The following is a 17,722-nucleotide window of genomic DNA, read 5'->3' on the forward strand; positions in this document are numbered from 1 at the left end:
AGAACCCTTATAAGGATTCCTTTTTTGTATTGTATTAAATTATAATAATAAGCCTTATTTATTCTTATTACGTTTACGTTCAACCTCAGTAAGATGAATTTTACGTAACCTTAAAAAATTAGGAGTTACTTCAACATACTCATCTTTTTGGATGTATTCTAACGCTTCTTCTAATGAAAACTTGATTGCAGGTACAATCTTAGCTTTATCATCTGCTCCAGAAGAACGAACATTACTCATCTTTTTAGTTTTAGTAATATTCACAGCCATATCATCACCACGAGAATTCTCTCCAATAACCTGACCTTCATAAATATCTTCACCTGGATCAACGAAAAACTTACCTCTATCTTGTAATTTATCAATTGAGTAAGGAATTGCTTGACCTTTTTCCATAGAAACTAAAGAACCGTTTTGACGTTCAGGAATACCACCTCTTAATGGTTGGTACTCTTTAAAACGGTGAGCCATGATAGCTTCACCTTGAGTTGCTGTTAATAATTGGTTACGTAAACCAATAATACCTCTAGAAGGCACCATAAATTCACAAACCATACGATCACCTTTAGCAACCATACTTAACATTTCTCCTTTACGCATCGTCACCATTTCAATAGCCTTACCAGACACTGTTTCTGGTAAATCAATGGTCATTTCTTCAATTGGCTCACATTTAACACCATCAATTTCTTTAATGATTACTTGTGGTTGTCCAATTTGTAATTCATAACCTTCACGACGCATCGTTTCAATTAAAACAGATAAGTGTAATACACCACGTCCAAAAACCATAAATTTATCTGCACTATCCGTATCTTCTACTTTAAGCGCTAAGTTTTTTTCTAATTCTTTAGCTAAACGATCTTTAATATGACGAGATGTTACATATTTTCCATCTTGTCCAAAGAAAGGTGAATCATTAATGGTAAACAACATACTCATTGTTGGCTCATCAATATTAATCGTTTTTAAACCTTCAGGAGCTTCCCAATCGGCAACCGTATCACCAATTTCAAATCCTTCTAATCCAACTATGGCGCAAATATCTCCAGTTTGTACACTATCAACCTTTAAACGACCAAGACCTTCAAATATATGAAGTTCTTTAATTTTTGATTTAACTATACTTTTATCTCGTTTTACTAAAGAGATATTTTGTCCTGTTTTTAACTCTCCACGAGTTAAACGTCCAATAGCAATACGACCTGTGAATGAAGAGAAATCTAAAGATGTAATCAACATTTGAGTATTACCTTCTGGAATTTTTGGTGCAGGAATATGCTCGATAACCATATCTAAAAGTGGCTCGATATTTTCTGTTTCATTTTTCCAATCATCACTCATCCAGTTGTTCTTTGCAGAACCATACACTGTAGGGAAATCTAATTGCCACTCTTCTGCTCCTAGTTCAAACATGAGGTCAAATACCTTTTCATGAACTTCTTCAGGTGTACAATTTTCTTTATCAACTTTATTGATAACTACACAAGGCTTTAAACCTAAATCGATAGCTTTTTGTAAAACAAAACGTGTTTGAGGCATAGGTCCTTCAAACGCATCTACTAATAATAAAACACCATCTGCCATATTTAATACACGCTCTACTTCACCTCCAAAATCGGCGTGACCTGGTGTATCAATGATATTAATTTTTGTGTCTTTATAAATTACAGATACATTTTTAGATGTAATTGTAATTCCTCTTTCACGCTCAAGATCATTGTTATCAAGAATTAAATCACCAGTGTTCTGGTTCTCTCTAAATAGTTGACAGTGATACATGATTTTGTCAACCAATGTTGTTTTACCGTGATCAACGTGTGCAATAATTGCAATGTTTTTAATATTAGCCATAATAGATGCCTTGTTTTAAGCGTGCAAAGGTACGTTAATTTCTGTATAAATTATTAATCTTATAAAATTATTAAAATAGTCATTTTTATTAGTTCTTCGGAAGGTGAAGAAACCTCTTACTTTTAGGCTAATCAATTGACAATTAAACATTTTGAAGCTATAGTCTTGAAGTGTTAAAATTTCCGAAGTATAAGTTAATAAAATGTTATACTAGCTTATCAATATAATTTGTAGTGTTATATTTCGTTATCATTTTGATTAATAGTAAATAGCCTCCTGAAAACCAACCATTTTTGGGCAATTTACATCTGAAACCCACAACAGATGGAAACAATTAGTAAATATTCAAAATTTGTGCCTTACCTCTATTTTTTAGCGGTAATAGCGTTATGGTTCACAGATGTTAACCAAAGTAACGGATTAACAGCCTACCCTATACTCTTATTTGGAATTCCGTTTTTATGGCAAATAATTAAGCCTAACAAAAAACTCAATTTCTCATTAGGTATCACCTTTGTGTGCTTATCATCGTATTTGATTTTAGCATACCTTTCTGATGCTTTAAACATCATTAGCGTGTCTAATCAAGCCAAACAGTTTATGGTTTATGGTGGCATATTTGTGGTCGCAAATTTCGTGATGGCTTTATGGATGATTAGAAATAGTCTTAAGAGAAGCTTTTAATACTCTATGATTTGTATCTTTGCTGCTGAAATTTGAAAACTTTAAGCACATGCAATTATCATACGTACCTAAACTTAAGCACACCAATTCAAACAACTTCTTTTTACTTTGTGGACCTTGTGCCATTGAGAGTGAAGATATGGCTTTGCGTATTGCTGAAAAAGTAGTTACGATTACTAATGCTTTAGAAATTCCTTATATATTTAAAGGAAGTTTTAAAAAAGCTAACCGAAGTAAAATTGATAGTTTTACAGGTATAGGTGATGAAAAAGCGCTTAAAATTCTTCAAAAAGTATCACAAACATTTGATATCCCAACAGTCACTGATATTCATGAGGTTTCTGATGCTGAAAAAGCTGCAGAGTACGTTGATGTACTTCAAATTCCTGCTTTTTTAGTCCGTCAAACCGATCTCGTTGTTGCAGCTGCAAAAACTGGTAAAGTGGTCAACTTAAAAAAAGGACAGTTTATGAGTCCGGAAGCGATGAAACATGCGGTTCAAAAAGTAAAAGATTCTGGTAGCGATAAAGCTTGGATTACAGATCGAGGTACTATGTTTGGCTACCAAGATATGATTGTAGATTTTAGAGGCATACCAACCATGCGTGAATATGCTCCAACTGTTTTAGACGTCACACATTCTTTACAACAACCCAACCAAAGCGTTGGAGTTACAGGAGGACGACCAGATATGATAGAAACTATTGCAAGAGCTGGTATAGTAAATAATGTAGATGGTTTATTTATTGAAACACATTTTGATCCTGCTAATGCTAAAAGCGATGGTGCAAACATGTTACATCTTGATAATCTAGAGCACTTGTTATCTAATTTGGTTGCGATTAGAAAGACTATAAATTCTTTTAATAAATAAGTTCTTTCTTTTTATTACGACTCAATCAATATCCTAACACATAGATTATTTAATGAAAATAACATCAACTAAGTTATTAATCCTACTTATCACAAGCTTAACAATCAATTCTATTGATGCTCAAGACCTAGATGAAAAAAAATATACATCAACTAATAAAGGCAAGTTTTTTGTAAGTTGGGGAGGAAATCGAGAATCGTTCTCAAAGTCTGATATTAGATTTCAGGGTGAAAATTATGATTTTATAATTCAGGATGCATCTGCAGTAGACAAACCTAAAGGTTGGCATATTGACTATGTGAATCCAACAAGAATGACAATACCTCAAACTAACTTTAGACTTGGGTATTATATTTCTGATCATTATACGTTGTCATTAAATGTTGATCATATGAAATATGTGATGGTTGACAACCAAACTAAGGTTATTGATGGTTATATAAATTTACCAGATACAGAAGAAGGAAGTCAGTTTAATGGTAATTATAACAATGAAGCTACTTTTGTTTCAGAAGATTTTGTAATATTTGAACATACTAACGGTTTAAATTATGTGTATCTAGAATTTTCTAGAGTAGATGATATTTCTAAGCTTTTTAATATTCAAAATACAGATGTTTTCCAATTAAATATTACCGAAGGTTTAGGTGGAGGAATTATATACCCAAAAACAAATACAACACTATTACAAAAAGAACGTTATGACGAGTTTCATTTGGCAGGTTATGGTGTTTCATTAAATGTTGGACTTAATTTTACATTTTTTAAACATTTTTATATCCAAACAGATTTAAGAGGTGGATACATCAATATGAATGATATTAGAACAACAAGTAATACCAACGAAAAAGCCTCTCAACATTTTTTATTTTTACAACGTGTCATTTCATTGGGCGGAATTTTTAGACTATAATTTATGATAAAAGATATAGAAATTAGAGAAGCAACATTAGACGATTTACCAGAAATCACTTCCATTTTTAGAGATACGGTTCGTGCTATAAATAGTAGAGATTACTCTGAAAAACAAATAGAAATTTGGTCATCTGGAGCAGAAGACACAGCTATTTGGGAAGAACGCATCAATAATCTCTATTTTATAGTTGCAGAGTACAAAAATGAAATCGTTGGGTTTGCTCATGTGACTAAAGGTTGCCATTTAGATGGACTCTACGTTCACAAAAATTACCAAAGACGAACAATAGGATCTAAATTATTACGTATTGTAGAATCTCAAATCATGGCAGATGGCTATGAAGTCATAAATGCAGATTCTAGTATAACTTCGGTTGATTTTTTTGATTCCCATTACTTTGAACAAATCAAAAAACAAAAGAAATCTTATAAAAATAAAGGTTTTGCGTATTCTATTTTCTCTAAGGAACTTTAGATGTTTTTTTGTTGAGTTGAACTTACTCATAATTATTTTTCTCGAAAAGTCGCATGGCTGACTCTTGTGGTCCATCTCTTCCATAATTCTTCGGAAATAGTAAAACTATGATATAATTTCTGAAAACTGAGACTGAGACCTATTTTAGAAACGACTTATTTTTATGCTTCTCTACTTCTTTTAGAATATTGATAAACAATTCGTCATCAATATCTTCTAAGGTTTTGTAACGCATAGATTTGACAACTTTTCTGTTTTCAGAAACCATATGCTCTGTGTATTTTGTCAGATGTGCCGAATGCCAAAAACCAACATCTACGTAATCTTTACTTTGATTTAAATAACATATTGGTCGCTTACCAATATAATAACAAGGTAATTTCCACTTATATTCTAAATGAGACTCAGGAAATGTATGCTCAATTAGAATTTGTAAATGCAGCAGTATGGATTTGAATGGCTCAGGCTGTTTAAGTATATATTCTTCTGCTGGTTTCATAATATTTAATTGAGTACTTTCAAAATTAACAAAAATTTATAATGATTTATTCAACTAATTTTATTTACTTTGTATTTCAAAGTACTTTACAATGGAATCAAAAAACTATTTACAGGATATAAGTGACATCAAATCCATGATGCATAAATCGTCACGGTTTTTGTCTATTAGTGGACTCTCAGGAATCCTTGCTGGCATTTATGCACTCATTGGTGCATATTTAGGTTATCGTATTATTTATGCCAATAATATTATTTCAATTGACGGTTATCGTACTTTGATATTAACCGAAAATCGCTTAATTCAAATTTTTATAATTGCTTTTTCTGTTGTAGTTATGGCTATGATAACTGGTGTCGTTTTAAGTTTTTCTAAAGCTAAAAAACAGAATGAAAGTCTTTGGGACTCGACCTCAAAACGTTTATTGATTAATTTTGCTATTCCGTTAGTAACAGGTGGTTTATTTATTCTAATCTTAATGGAAAAAGGTGGTTATGCATACGTTGCGCCTTTAACAATGATTTTTTATGGCTTAGCCTTGATTAATGCAAGTAAGTATACCTTAGGTTATGTAAGATCTTTAGGGTTAACAATGATAGTTATTGGTTTAATATCCACTTACTTTTTAGGTTACGGACTCGTATTTTGGGCATTTGGTTTTGGTGTTTGTCATATTTTCTACGGAACGATTATGCATTTTAAATATGATAGAGTTAACAAGTAAAACTAAGATCAGCTTAAGATTTAACTAACTTTACGAAACACTGAATATTGAATACTAAACACTGAACACTGAAATTTGAGCATCATAAACAACATAAATAAAGCATTTGATCATCGAATAAGACTAGGCATTATGTCTATACTTATGGTAAATGAATATGCCGATTTCAACATGTTAAAAGAATTATTAGGAGCAACAGATGGTAATCTAGCAAGTCATACAAAAGCGCTTGAAAAAGAAGCATATATTACTGTTGAGAAACAGTTTATTGGCAGAAAACCAAATACGCGCTATGCTGCGTCAAAACTGGGGAAATTAGAATTCAAAAAACATATAGAAGCACTAGAAAAATTAATACATAAAGGACAATAGACTTTTTTTTATATATCTACTTTGAAATACAAAGTACTTTACAACTTAATAATCAACACTCATGAAACAAATCGCAATTATTATCGCATCCTTACTTTTTAGTATTCTATTTTATGATAGAAGCATTGGGTTAAACCTAAGCATATTCTCTTTGATAACTATAGTTTTTCTAGTCATCAATAATTATGAGACCTTTAAGAATAAAACAATTCTATTGCACACTTTTGCATATGTATTAAGTGCCATTTTTGTATTTGTCAATCATTCTAGTTTAGCTGTAATTGCAAATTGCGCAGCATTCTTCACATTGGTTGGTACGGTCTCACAAAGTTCTACTTCAATATATGTGCAATGGTTTAATGGTGTTTACACAACTGTTGCTGGCTTTTTTCATAGAAATTTTGAGGTCAAAGAAGATGTACAAAAAGTAGATTGGAAAAAAGATATAGACTTTACGCATTGGGCAAAACTTATAGGTATTCCATTAGTTTTTGTGATTGTATTTATTCTCCTGTATAAAAATGGAAACCCAATTTTCAATAATTTAGTTTCAAAAATCAACTTTGATTTCATTAATATTCAATGGGTTTTATTTACAGTTTTAGGCTATTATTTATTTAGCAATATTTTAAAACCTGTTTATGTAGAACCTGCAACTTCAAGAGATTTAGAAACCGAAAACGACTTACAACAATCTGATACTTTTTCTGTAGAGCAACTAAAAAAAGAAAAGCAATTAGGCACCACATTACTTAGCTTTTTAAATGTGCTATTGGTGTTTTATATTATCACAGATGTAGTGTCACTCGCTTCTATTGAAACAACAAAAGCGTCTGAATTATCAAATCATGTACATAGCGGAATCAACACACTTATTGCTTCTATCATCATCGCAATTGGTATTATTTTGTACTTTTTTAGAGGGAATCTTAATTTTTATGCTGAAAATAAACTACTCAAAAACATCGCTTTTTCATGGATTCTACTCAACATCATTCTTATCGTTTTAATTGCAATTAAGAATCAAATGTACATTACTTCATTTGGTCTCACCTATAAGCGTATTGGAGTTCACATCTATATTTTTCTAACGCTTGTTGGCCTTATCACCACATTTTTAAAAGTCTTGAAAATTAAAAATCTAGCTTTTTTATTCCGAAGAAATACACAAATAGCTTTTGTTGTACTTCTAATATGCAGCACAATAAATTGGGATGCTACTATTACCAAATTCAATCTCACAACATCAAAATCCTTTGACGTTAATTACCTCATCAATTTAACCGATAGAAACGCAATTATTCTTCATGATTTAAAAGATGATTTAGAGATCTCTGAAACAAATAAAAAAAGAATTGAAACTAAATATCGTAATCACATGATGGATTTATCTCAACGAGATTGGCAAGAATGGAATTATGAAATGCTAACCAATTCAGACAAATTTGATAAAACACAAGACTAATGAATATACCAGCAAACCTCGCAAAATCTAGTGTATTAGCCTTTGTAATTTTTTGGATCATTATTGGGAGTAAAGAAATTAATTTGGAAGCAATGCCATTTGTAATGCTGTCCTATATCCCAATATTTCTATGTGTTTCCATAGTCATAGTTGGTAGTATTTGTCCGTTTTATTGGTCTGCTAAAAATAACACATATACTAAAGTTCAAGTGTTTAAAATGTGTTTTCCGTATTACACATGCATTGCGTTTGGGTTGTGTTGTTATGGGATTTTTGTATCAGATTTTGACCTCTATTTTTCTGCGTTTTGCATGTCCGCATTTATAACCACGAATCAATCTTGGGTTTGGTTCGCAAAAGAAACTAACACATGAAATTATTTAGAACACATAGAAAACAATTGATAGAATGGATTTTTGAACACTCTCAAAGCATATACACAACACTGTTTAAAAAACATGAATCTTGGGGAATCTCACGCAAAGAGCTACTCACCTATCCTACACATTCTTTTGGGAATCATTTAGGGAATTTTTTAAACAAAAACGGATTTGAACTCATACCAAAAGTAGAACGTCATGATGCCTACCACACTTTAACTGGTTATGGTACAAAAGTGGAAGATGAGATTGCATTACAATGTTTATGTTTTGGTAACGGAAAACGAAGCTTGTATCTCTATGGAGCAATGATTTTAGGTATTATAATTTTACCAGATTACCTCAATTACTACAACCTTTCATATAATATTGGCAAACACGCTAATCCCTTTCACCATTTTGATTACAAGCAATTATTACATGTAAATATTGACGATTTTAGAGTTATGATATTTCCGAAGAAACAGTATAACACTTTAATTTTTAATACTAATGGATAGACTAAAAACAGCCTTTTGGTTAGCAACATTATTTTTTGTTATTGGCACCATTTTTTTGATACTTCAACTTTGTTTTACAGATATGTTTGAAATCACATTATTGGGATACTATTATGTGTATTTTTCTGTTATTGTCAATATAATTGCTGTAGTATTACTACTTATCGTTTTAATATTTAAAAGCGATAAAATTAAAACAGTCAAAGCCATTGGTGTGCTTTTAATAAATATACCAATTGCCTATCTATATTTTCTAATTGTCATAAAACTCATTGATTAACACGTATGAAAAAACTTAAAATCTTATTACTTCTTGCCATTTTCATTTTATTTGGATTGATGATCACTAATACAATGGTGAGTTCTCAGGCAGAAGACTTCATCTATGAGTCGGTTGATGATATTCCGGAGAATAAAGTCGGACTCCTTTTAGGGACTGCTAAATTTCTTTCCAACGGAAATATCAACTTGTATTACAAATATCGTATTGATGCAACCGTAGCACTTTACAACGCCAAAAAAATAGAATTTGTGCTCATAAGTGGTGACAACGGAAGCACAAATTATGACGAACCTACTACCTTTAAAGACGACCTCATCGCAAAAGGAATTCCTGAAGAAAACATCTTTTTAGACTACGCAGGATTTAGAACTTTAGACTCTGTTATAAGAGCCAAAGAAATTTTTGGACAGAGTTCAATTACAATCATATCACAACAATTTCATAACGAACGTGCCATTTATTTAGCAACTCACAATGACATGAAAGCAGTAGCTTTTAATGCGAAAGATGTGTCTGGTCGTTACGGACTAAGAGTACAACTTCGAGAATATCTCGCAAGAGCAAAAGCATCAATAGATGTATTGTTTAATGTAGAACCTAAATTTTTAGGCGATAAAATAGAAATCAAATGACCTTCAAATTCAACAAATCCTTTTTTGCCTCCAGCATGCTGCTATTATCTACAGAAATTTGCATAGCAGCATTTTTAACCACAGGTTTTATTAGACACACCTTTGGTGATTATTTGTCGGTCATTTTATTGTATTGCGCTATTAGAAGTTTTATAAAAGTCAAACCTATTTATGTAGCTTTTGCCGTTTTAATTTTTGCTTTTGGCGTTGAGTTTTTACAACTCTTTAATCTTTTAGATTATTTAAATCTTAGAGAACACAAGCTTGCAGTTATAATTTTAGGAAGCACTTTTAGCATTTCTGATCTTATGGCTTATAGCTTAGGCATCATCACCATTTTTTTAATCGACATAAAAACAAATAGCTCATGGAAACTATAAAAACATTAATATTCAATAGATTTAAAATCATCTCATTATTAACCATTTCAATGGCACTAAGCATAGTATTATTAATGATTAGAATGAAATTACACCAATCATTTTACTTATTATTTTTAGTGTGGAATTTATTTCTTGCCATCATCCCTTTTGCCATAACAACAGGATTAACAAGCCCTAAAAAAATTAATAAAATATCGTTGTTTATTTTCTTCGGAATTTGGCTCCTCTTTCTCCCAAACGCTCCATATCTAGTGACAGATTTAATGCACCTTACAAGAACAGACCAAAGTTTTTTATGGTTAGATATATTGGTGATTATGTCATTTGCTTTTAATGGTTTGATATTGTTTTTCTTATCGTTATCAGATATGGAAAAACTCCTAAAACGATATTTAAAACCTAATATGATCATGCCATTGATGCTCTCAATTTTTGGACTCACAGCTTTTGGTATTTATCTTGGACGTTTTTTAAGACATAACTCTTGGGAAATCATTAATAATCCATTAAATATTTTCTCAGACATTTTTAATATCATATTTCAACCTAATATAGAAGCTTGGATATTTACTCTAACTTTCGGGAGCTTTCTGGCAATTTCTTATTGGATGCTTAAGGCTTTTTCTAACTCTAAAATTTAAAAACTCATGAAAAACTATATTATATTTCTCGTTATTATAATTTCATTTATTGCATGTACAAAACGTGACAATAGAAAAGTAGTAAATGACACTAAAGATGTTTCCGAAGTAAAAAAAGAAAGCAAAACTGTAGCTATCGCAGATCTACCCTTTGTTATAGATAGCACTACATATATGATTCATCCCATTGGGAATTATACAACTCATAAAAGTAGATCTGAATATATAGGATCTAGTGGTAGTTATACATCAGACAATATTTCATTTACTAATTTTAGTAAAAATAGGATTAGTGGAAGTATTTCAAATGTAAAATTTCAACATATAGACTCTAACGAATTAAAATCGTTAACTAAAAACATACTCAAAATTCACTCCATGAATTTTCTTCGTGACCTTTATAAAAAAACAGAAAACGGTTATTTTGTATATAACCTCACAGATAAAGACACAAATGCAGATGGAGATCTCGATTATAATGATTTAGAGACTCTATACATTAGTAGTTTAAACGGAACAGGATTTAGAAAGCTATCACCTAACGGTCAAGATTTAGTAACATGGAAAACAATTTTAGAGGCTAACAAACTCTATTTTAAAACCATAGAAGACATAGATGGTAATGGAGAATTTGACAAAAAAGACAAAATGCATTATTTCTATTTAGACTTAAGTGTACCTAATTCTAAGGTTATTGAATATGATCCTATTTAGTCACAATATAAAAACCATTTTAATTTAAAAAAACGTCATTTTGATTTTAACTAAAAATGTATATATTTACCTACAATTTTAAAACCCAAAACAATGAAAAAATTAATTTACTCAATTTTATTTCTAGCAGTATCATTATCAACATTACAATCTTGTGACAGTGATGATGACAGTAATGATCCTGGAAACAATTTATCTAATGAAGTATCTATAGCAGGAACTATTTCTAGTTTAAGTACTACAGGTAGCTTAGTTTCTTATGGAGAAAATGGAGATGGAAGTTTTGATTGGGATGTAACACTAACATCTGCAACAGAAAATGGAATTAATATTTATTTTGACTTAAACACAAACTCTGCAGATGGCCTTGTTGCTGGTACGTATACGTATTCTGATTCAAGAGCAGAATTTACATATGTTGATCTTGAAGTTTACACTAATGAGGACTCAGACTACAATGTACAAGAAGGCACTGTAGTTATTGCTATTAGTGGAGACACAACATCAATGACATTTAATCTTGTTGCAACTGATGATACAGTTATTACAGGTCAATGGTCTGGACAATTAATTACTTTTGGTGAAGACTAAGATTTTGACATTAAAAGAAAAAAGGCTTCCTAAATAGGAAGCCTTTTTTTATGTTTTCTTTTTTCTTCGGAAATGTGCTTTACTCAAATTTAGTCAATATTTTACATTCTATTTAAGACGCTCTATTTTTATCCTATATCCTCCTTACAATTTTTGTCGTCCTATTCCTAGTCAGCATTCTTGGCAAAATGGAAAGAAACTTATTAAAAACACCAGGTATTGCAACAACTTTACCTTTATGCATTGCTTTATATCCATGAGCAGCAACGGCTTTTGGACAAGCCATATTAAAACCAATCTTATTATCATTACAGCCTTCTGAAACCACATCTTGAAATGCTGTTTTTGTTGGGCCAGGACATAATACAGTAACGCTAACTCCTGTACCTTTTAATTCGTTTGAAATGGCTTGTGAAAAAGATAAAAGGTAAGCCTTAGAAGCATAATACAAGGCCATCATAGGACCTGGTTGAAAAGCTGCTAATGAGGATATTGTTAATATTTTACCAGCATTGCGTTCTACCATATCAGGTAAAATTAGTTTTATTAAATGTGTAGTTGTTAAGATATGTAAATGCAACATTTCCAAATCGCGCTCCCAATCTGTTTCGTAAAATGTACCAAACATACCAAAACCAGCATTATTTATGATAATGTCTATTTCAGTATTATTAATCTCATCATAAATCTCTTGGGCAATATTCACAAGACTCAAATCTTTTACCAACAAGGCAATTTTGATATGATGTATGTGTAGGATATTGGTTTTTGCTTCTTCTAATTTTTTTGAATCGATGTCAATTAAAATAAGATGATAACCATCCCTAGCCAACAAAAGCGCTAACTCAAATCCTAATCCAGAGGCAGCTCTCCTGTTACTAAAGCGGTTTTTATGTTATTCTCCATCTACATAATCCTGAAGGTATTTAAAACGTTCAGTTAATTGACCATCTGAAGTAGTGATTTTAGCACGTTTTAATATTCCGCGAGCATCATCATTAAAAAAGGCAGGAATCACATGCTCTAAAAACATGTCTCCAAAACCTACACTCGCATCTTTTGGTAATTCACAAGGTAAATTATCAACAGCCATTACTGTAATTGCTCCTTTTGCATCAAAAGCAACTTCTTTTTCGGTTTGAGGATCATATCCATAAAAAGGATCTGCAATTGTTGATGGTTTTATTGTACTAGCCACAGGACCATCAATATCACATGAAATATCTGCTACTAAATTGATTCTAAAATCGGGATGTTTAGCATCTTCTCTTGTGAATAAATAAGGTGCATTATTACCATAGAAATGTCCTGCAATAAAATAATCTGTTTCTTTAGCGTAAGGCATAAAGTTGCTTTCGTAACCTGTTGGATCTTTATAGAATTCCCACTTATCTCCTACTTTACCATCTTTACGTTTGGCATATTCCATAACATCAGCCATCACATAAACAGGCTCAGTGAATTGAGATGTTAAGTATAATGCATCACTAACTTCTTTAATATTTAAATGGTCTAGAATTTCTTTTGCTCCAAATGCAACTTTCCCAGTACCAGTGAGTAATATTTTTATGTTTGGTAATTTGATTTTATTTAGCTCAGCTTTGACGGCATCTAAATCTGCAAGCGTTTCTACTTTAGGGAGTTTGAATAATCCGTCTCTTAATCCTAGAGCTCTAAAACCGTTATAAGCTCCAACTAAGCCAGCATAACGACCAAAACCTATGAGTCTTGCTCCACTTTGTTTAACGATAGTTTCATGATCGTACATCTCAATATGTTTATTGAGCATATCTACCAATAGCTTTCTATTATAAGGTTGTTTCTTTATGGTATGTGAGAAGTAAAAATATTTTTTATTCGGAAGGAGTGCCTCTAACGGAACTTCTTTAACTCCAATCATCACATCACAGTCTGACACATCATCTGTAACCGTAAATCCTGCTTTTCTATAAGCCTCATCTGAAAACACGCGAATATCTGAAGACTCAACCACAAATTGCGCTTCTGGAAATTGTAATTGTGCTTCTTTTAATTTTTCGGGTGAGAAAACCACACGTCTATCTGGTGGGTTTTTACGTTCTTTGATTATAGCGAATTTCATGAAAATTTATTTTCATTCCCACGAAAATGGGAAACGTAGTTTATAGACCACGAAAATAAGCTGATTTTACCGTTTTAGCAAGTCAATTATAGCATTAAGAGATTAATCTATACGTTCTACTTCACTTTCAGATTTTAAGACATAATCTCCATCTTCTTGCTGAATATATAATGCTTTGTTACCTTCTTCTCCGCTTCTAGTAACTTGAGTTCCTTTTATGGTTTTAGTAACTTTTTGAGTGTAGCTGTCTTGGACTTTTCCTGAGGCTGTTCCGTTTCCCCATTTCCATTTAACTTGTGTTCCTTTTTTGATCATTCTATTGAGTTTTACTTAAAATTAAGAATTAGAACTGACAATTTTTCTTAATAGTTTTATAAAACGGGTTTGGTATGGCATTTGCATTACTATTTTTAGTAATTTCGCACACCTTTTTACTGTTATTACAGTTCATTGGGTGAGTGCGTTAAGGATTGAGGTATTGTTGGAGCTCCTCGCAGAGAGCGACTACCGAAAGCCTGACCTGAAAGGGAACGCCAAAATAATTACTAAAATGGGGTCGACTGGTTTTGACAGCGAGACTCATTGAATGGTAAGCACGTCGTGTAATGACATTGAAACACGTAAAAGGCTAGGTCAACTTTTTAATCGGCGAGAATAACTACGCTTTAGCTGCATAATCTGAATCACAGTAAGATTAAGCCTCGTCCTACTAGGTAGGAGTGCTAAATGTCTCCAGAAAGCCTTGGTTAATGGCGTTCTTATTAGAGGCATCGAAAATATTAACTTAGATCGTGTGGCGCTTTGACGCACTTTCGAGATTAAGAAGATAAGTTATAAGTGGGTTGTCTTTTGCCAGCTTATAATCGAAAACCTAATGAAAGACTAAACGTGTAGAAGGCTCTTTAATAGCTTGTTTGGACGAGAGTTCGATTCTCTCCGACTCCACAACACTCACAACTGTACTGTGAATGAGAAAAAATAAATCCGTCAAGCTTGCTTGAACGGATTTTGTTGTTTTTAGGTACTTGAATCGTAGATTCAAACAGTTGTATTTGCAACTTTGGATGCACTAGAGAACAACGAAGTTAATCTCTCCGACTTACAATTGAGCATAGCTTAAAAACAGCTTTATGCATAAAAATCTTTATATTTTAAAAAAATATTTTTTTTATCTTAGAGCATTCCACTTAGCCTTTACTCATCATTAAGTTTCAATAAAAAAAATAAATATTATAAATATTTGACGAGCTACTTTTCAATTAATCCATTATTATAACAAGAAAAAGATTCTGAATAATTATATTTAAAATTAAAATAGTTTGCAAAAAAAACAATTCGCTTATTTGGCTCTCGTTTTATTACTTTTCTCATTAGTTTCAACCTGTAAAAACGAAGAAGAGAAAAAATCGTCTGAACCCGAAGCTAAACCAATTTTAAAAATTAAATCTCCTGAAGGTATGGTTTGGGTTGAGAAAAAAACTTTTTTGCAAGGTGCTAAACAATCTGACAATTATGCTATGCCAAGAGAAAAACCAGCACATTGGGTAACTGTTGATGGCTTTTATATGGATATTACTGAAGTTACAAATAAGCAATTTAAAGCATTTGTCGATGCTACAAACTATATGACCATTGCTGAAGGCCAGATTGATTGGGTGGAAATGAAAAAAGAATTACCTCCAAACACACCAAAACCACATGATTCTATTTTACAACCTGGTAGTTTAATTTTTAATAAAGATGTAAACACTGTTGTAAATATGGAAAACTATGGTCAATGGTGGACATGGAAAACTGGAGCTAATTGGAGACATCCTGATGGTCCAGAATCTTCAATAGAAGGTAAAGATGAGTACCCTGTAGTTCATGTTGCTTACCAAGATGCTTTAGAGTATTGCAAATGGGCTAATAAACGTTTACCTACCGAAGCGGAATGGGAATCTGCTGCCCAAGGTAATAACACAAACACCATCTTTACTTGGGGAAATGATACAACAAAATTAGATGCGAATGCCAACACTTGGCAAGGTGTCTTTCCTACAAATAATGAGTCTCAAGACGGATTTGAATTTATTTCTCCGGTTAAATCGTATCCTCCAAACAGTATAGGATTATACGATATGGCTGGAAATGTATGGGAAATTACGAGTGATTTTTTCAGTGTAAAATATTATAGTGAATTAGACACATCTAATCTTATTGTAAACCCTAAAGGCGCTGATACACATTTCAATCCTAATAATCCATATCAAGTAGAACACGTCATGAAAGGTGGTTCATTTTTATGTCATGCTTCTTACTGTGCTAGTTTTAGAATTTCAGCAAAAATGGGTGTATCGGTAGATTCAGGGTCTGACCATATGGGTTTTAGAACGGTTGCTACACCAGACATGTTAACTTCTAAAGAATAAAAAGCATTCATATTAATAACTAAAAAAGGAAAAATAAATGTTCCCTTTTTTTTTATATAATACTATTAGTACTAAATATATAGCTTAGCAATTTATTAGAACTCTTAATCTATCAAAAGAGAATTCTTTTGACACTATAGATGAGCAATATCATAAAAAAAACAAATCCTTTTCAATAGATTTACTTAAATAGAAACTATAATCAGTAATCAACATGAAAGTACTCGTCTACAGCGCCAAAGATTTTGAAATTCCGTATTTAGAAGAGGCTAACAAAAAAAAGCACAAACTTGATTATATTAAAGATGCCTTATCTTCTAACACAGCTATGAAAGCTGTAGGTTATGATGCTATATCAATGTTTTCGGCAGATGAAGCCGATTTTATAACTATTGAAAAACTTAAAGATTTTGGTGTCAAATATATTACACTACGATCCGTTGGACATGATAATGTCAATTTAAGAAGTGCCTCTAGGTTAAACATTAGAGTAGCAAATGTTCCAGCATATTCTCCTCATGCTATTGCTGAACACGCAGTCGCTTTATTGTTAGCTGTTAACAGAAAATTAATCGAATCTAATTTTCGAGTGAGTCATTATAATTTCAATTTAGATAACCTCGTTGGTTTTGATCTAAACAAAAAGACTGTAGGTATCATTGGTACAGGGAAAATTGGCTCAGTAATGAGTAAAATAATGAATGGCTTTGGTTGTAAATTATTAGGCTATGATATTGAAGAAAACAGCGACTTGGTTGATACATATGATATGAAGTATACAACTTTAGTAGATTTATGCAACAAAGCAGATATTATTTCTCTTCACGTCCCTTTAAATACAGAAACTTATCAATTGATTAACGAAGATTTAATCTATGAAATGAAAGATGATGTTATACTTATTAATACAGCAAGAGGCTCAGTTATTAACACAGAAGATGTTATTAAAGGTCTAAAAAAAGGTAAGATTGGAGCTTTGGGTATTGATGTCTATGAAAATGAAAAAGGTGTCTTTTTTAAAGATCACTCTCAACATTTAATAGATGATGATCTTTTATTGAAATTAAATGCAATGCCAAATGTACTTATAACAGGCCATCAAGCTTTTCTAACTGAAGAAGCACTCTCAAATATTGCAGAGACAACTATATACAACCTGGATTGTTGGGATTTAAAAAAGGAAACGGAAAACGAATTGACAGAAATAAATTAAAGACTATTTAT

General features: G+C 31.8%; 22 protein-coding genes and 1 other RNA gene. 18 read left to right on the plus strand and 5 right to left on the minus strand.

Annotation, left to right across the window (positions count from 1 at the left end; translation table 11 throughout):
* Positions 1-54: 54 nt before the first annotated feature.
* Positions 55-1,854 (minus strand): translational GTPase TypA, encoded by a 1,800-nt coding sequence (typA, locus tag WNY78_RS09835; RefSeq protein ID WP_342873025.1) that lies wholly within the window; start codon positions 1,852-1,854, stop codon positions 55-57.
* A 324-nt stretch (positions 1,855-2,178) separates the two neighbouring features.
* Here typA and WNY78_RS09840 point away from each other — a divergent pair, with 324 nt between their 5' ends.
* From WNY78_RS09840 to WNY78_RS09855, 4 genes are read left to right on the plus strand one after another with little or no spacing between them, the layout of a single operon-like run.
* Positions 2,179-2,538 (plus strand): hypothetical protein, encoded by a 360-nt coding sequence (locus tag WNY78_RS09840; RefSeq protein ID WP_342873026.1) that lies wholly within the window; start codon positions 2,179-2,181, stop codon positions 2,536-2,538.
* Between the two features lie 49 nt (positions 2,539-2,587).
* Complete coding sequence (gene kdsA / locus WNY78_RS09845; RefSeq protein ID WP_342873027.1) at positions 2,588-3,412, plus strand: 3-deoxy-8-phosphooctulonate synthase; 825 nt, start codon at positions 2,588-2,590, stop codon at positions 3,410-3,412.
* 52 nt (positions 3,413-3,464) lie between these two features.
* Positions 3,465-4,325 (plus strand): hypothetical protein, encoded by an 861-nt coding sequence (locus tag WNY78_RS09850; RefSeq protein ID WP_342873028.1) that lies wholly within the window; start codon positions 3,465-3,467, stop codon positions 4,323-4,325.
* Positions 4,326-4,328: 3 nt separating this feature from the next.
* Positions 4,329-4,802 carry a GNAT family N-acetyltransferase gene (locus tag WNY78_RS09855; protein WP_342873029.1) on the plus strand — a complete coding sequence of 158 codons (474 nt, stop codon included), beginning with the start codon at positions 4,329-4,331 and terminating at the stop codon, positions 4,800-4,802.
* A 139-nt stretch (positions 4,803-4,941) separates the two neighbouring features.
* Here WNY78_RS09855 and WNY78_RS09860 read toward each other — a convergent pair whose 3' ends face one another.
* Positions 4,942-5,301, minus strand: coding sequence for a DUF1801 domain-containing protein (locus WNY78_RS09860; RefSeq protein ID WP_342873030.1), 360 nt, complete (start codon positions 5,299-5,301; stop codon positions 4,942-4,944).
* A 91-nt stretch (positions 5,302-5,392) separates the two neighbouring features.
* Here WNY78_RS09860 and WNY78_RS09865 point away from each other — a divergent pair, with 91 nt between their 5' ends.
* From WNY78_RS09865 to WNY78_RS09915, 11 genes are all read left to right on the plus strand, one after another.
* On the plus strand, positions 5,393-6,025 hold the full coding sequence (locus tag WNY78_RS09865; protein WP_342873031.1) for a hypothetical protein: 633 nt from the start codon (positions 5,393-5,395) through the stop codon (positions 6,023-6,025).
* A 75-nt stretch (positions 6,026-6,100) separates the two neighbouring features.
* The gene (locus WNY78_RS09870; protein ID WP_342873032.1) at positions 6,101-6,397 is read left to right on the plus strand and encodes a transcriptional regulator; all 297 of its coding nucleotides are present in this window, start codon (positions 6,101-6,103) and stop codon (positions 6,395-6,397) included.
* Positions 6,398-6,458: 61 nt separating this feature from the next.
* Complete coding sequence (locus WNY78_RS09875) at positions 6,459-7,862, plus strand: DUF4153 domain-containing protein (RefSeq protein WP_342873033.1); 1,404 nt, start codon at positions 6,459-6,461, stop codon at positions 7,860-7,862.
* On the plus strand, positions 7,862-8,236 hold the full coding sequence (locus tag WNY78_RS09880; protein ID WP_342873034.1) for a hypothetical protein: 375 nt from the start codon (positions 7,862-7,864) through the stop codon (positions 8,234-8,236). Before WNY78_RS09875 ends, WNY78_RS09880 begins: the two co-directional genes overlap by 1 nt.
* The gene (locus WNY78_RS09885) at positions 8,233-8,742 is read left to right on the plus strand and encodes a Coq4 family protein (protein ID WP_342873035.1); all 510 of its coding nucleotides are present in this window, start codon (positions 8,233-8,235) and stop codon (positions 8,740-8,742) included. Before WNY78_RS09880 ends, WNY78_RS09885 begins: the two co-directional genes overlap by 4 nt.
* Positions 8,735-9,022 carry a hypothetical protein gene (locus WNY78_RS09890; RefSeq protein WP_342873036.1) on the plus strand — a complete coding sequence of 96 codons (288 nt, stop codon included), beginning with the start codon at positions 8,735-8,737 and terminating at the stop codon, positions 9,020-9,022. Before WNY78_RS09885 ends, WNY78_RS09890 begins: the two co-directional genes overlap by 8 nt.
* A 5-nt stretch (positions 9,023-9,027) precedes the next feature.
* On the plus strand, positions 9,028-9,657 hold the full coding sequence (locus tag WNY78_RS09895; protein ID WP_342873037.1) for an ElyC/SanA/YdcF family protein: 630 nt from the start codon (positions 9,028-9,030) through the stop codon (positions 9,655-9,657).
* Positions 9,654-10,037, plus strand: coding sequence for a DUF2809 domain-containing protein (locus WNY78_RS09900; protein WP_342873038.1), 384 nt, complete (start codon positions 9,654-9,656; stop codon positions 10,035-10,037). Before WNY78_RS09895 ends, WNY78_RS09900 begins: the two co-directional genes overlap by 4 nt.
* A complete protein-coding gene (locus tag WNY78_RS09905) occupies positions 10,025-10,681 on the plus strand; it encodes a DUF1361 domain-containing protein (RefSeq protein ID WP_342873039.1) in 657 nt (218 codons plus the stop codon). Before WNY78_RS09900 ends, WNY78_RS09905 begins: the two co-directional genes overlap by 13 nt.
* Before the next feature lie 6 nt (positions 10,682-10,687).
* Complete coding sequence (locus WNY78_RS09910; protein ID WP_342873040.1) at positions 10,688-11,395, plus strand: hypothetical protein; 708 nt, start codon at positions 10,688-10,690, stop codon at positions 11,393-11,395.
* 93 nt (positions 11,396-11,488) lie between these two features.
* A complete protein-coding gene (locus WNY78_RS09915; RefSeq protein WP_342873041.1) occupies positions 11,489-11,986 on the plus strand; it encodes a hypothetical protein in 498 nt (165 codons plus the stop codon).
* 133 nt (positions 11,987-12,119) lie between these two features.
* Here the strand turns inward: WNY78_RS09915 and WNY78_RS09920 are convergent, their stop codons facing one another.
* The 3 genes from WNY78_RS09920 to WNY78_RS09930 form a co-directional block, all read right to left on the minus strand.
* Positions 12,120-12,818 (minus strand): SDR family NAD(P)-dependent oxidoreductase, encoded by a 699-nt coding sequence (locus WNY78_RS09920; protein WP_342873042.1) that lies wholly within the window; start codon positions 12,816-12,818, stop codon positions 12,120-12,122.
* Between the two features lie 63 nt (positions 12,819-12,881).
* Positions 12,882-14,087 carry an NAD(P)-dependent oxidoreductase gene (locus tag WNY78_RS09925; RefSeq protein ID WP_342873043.1) on the minus strand — a complete coding sequence of 402 codons (1,206 nt, stop codon included), beginning with the start codon at positions 14,085-14,087 and terminating at the stop codon, positions 12,882-12,884.
* Positions 14,088-14,189: 102 nt separating this feature from the next.
* Positions 14,190-14,402: a DUF2945 domain-containing protein gene (locus tag WNY78_RS09930; RefSeq protein WP_342873044.1), complete on the minus strand. Its 213-nt coding sequence runs from the start codon at positions 14,400-14,402 to the stop codon at positions 14,190-14,192.
* Positions 14,403-14,639: 237 nt separating this feature from the next.
* Here WNY78_RS09930 and ssrA point away from each other — a divergent pair.
* From ssrA to WNY78_RS09945, 3 genes are all read left to right on the plus strand, one after another.
* Positions 14,640-15,035: a transfer-messenger RNA gene (ssrA, locus tag WNY78_RS09935) on the plus strand.
* A gap of 371 nt (positions 15,036-15,406) precedes the next feature.
* The gene (locus WNY78_RS09940) at positions 15,407-16,498 is read left to right on the plus strand and encodes a formylglycine-generating enzyme family protein (RefSeq protein WP_342873045.1); all 1,092 of its coding nucleotides are present in this window, start codon (positions 15,407-15,409) and stop codon (positions 16,496-16,498) included.
* A gap of 214 nt (positions 16,499-16,712) precedes the next feature.
* Entirely contained in the window at positions 16,713-17,711 is a 999-nt protein-coding gene (locus WNY78_RS09945; protein ID WP_342873046.1) for a 2-hydroxyacid dehydrogenase, read from the plus strand.
* Positions 17,712-17,722 lie beyond the last annotated feature (11 nt).

The organism is Psychroserpens sp. AS72, from assembly GCF_038900375.1.
In the GTDB taxonomy this organism is placed as follows: Bacteria; Bacteroidota; Bacteroidia; order Flavobacteriales; family Flavobacteriaceae; genus Psychroserpens.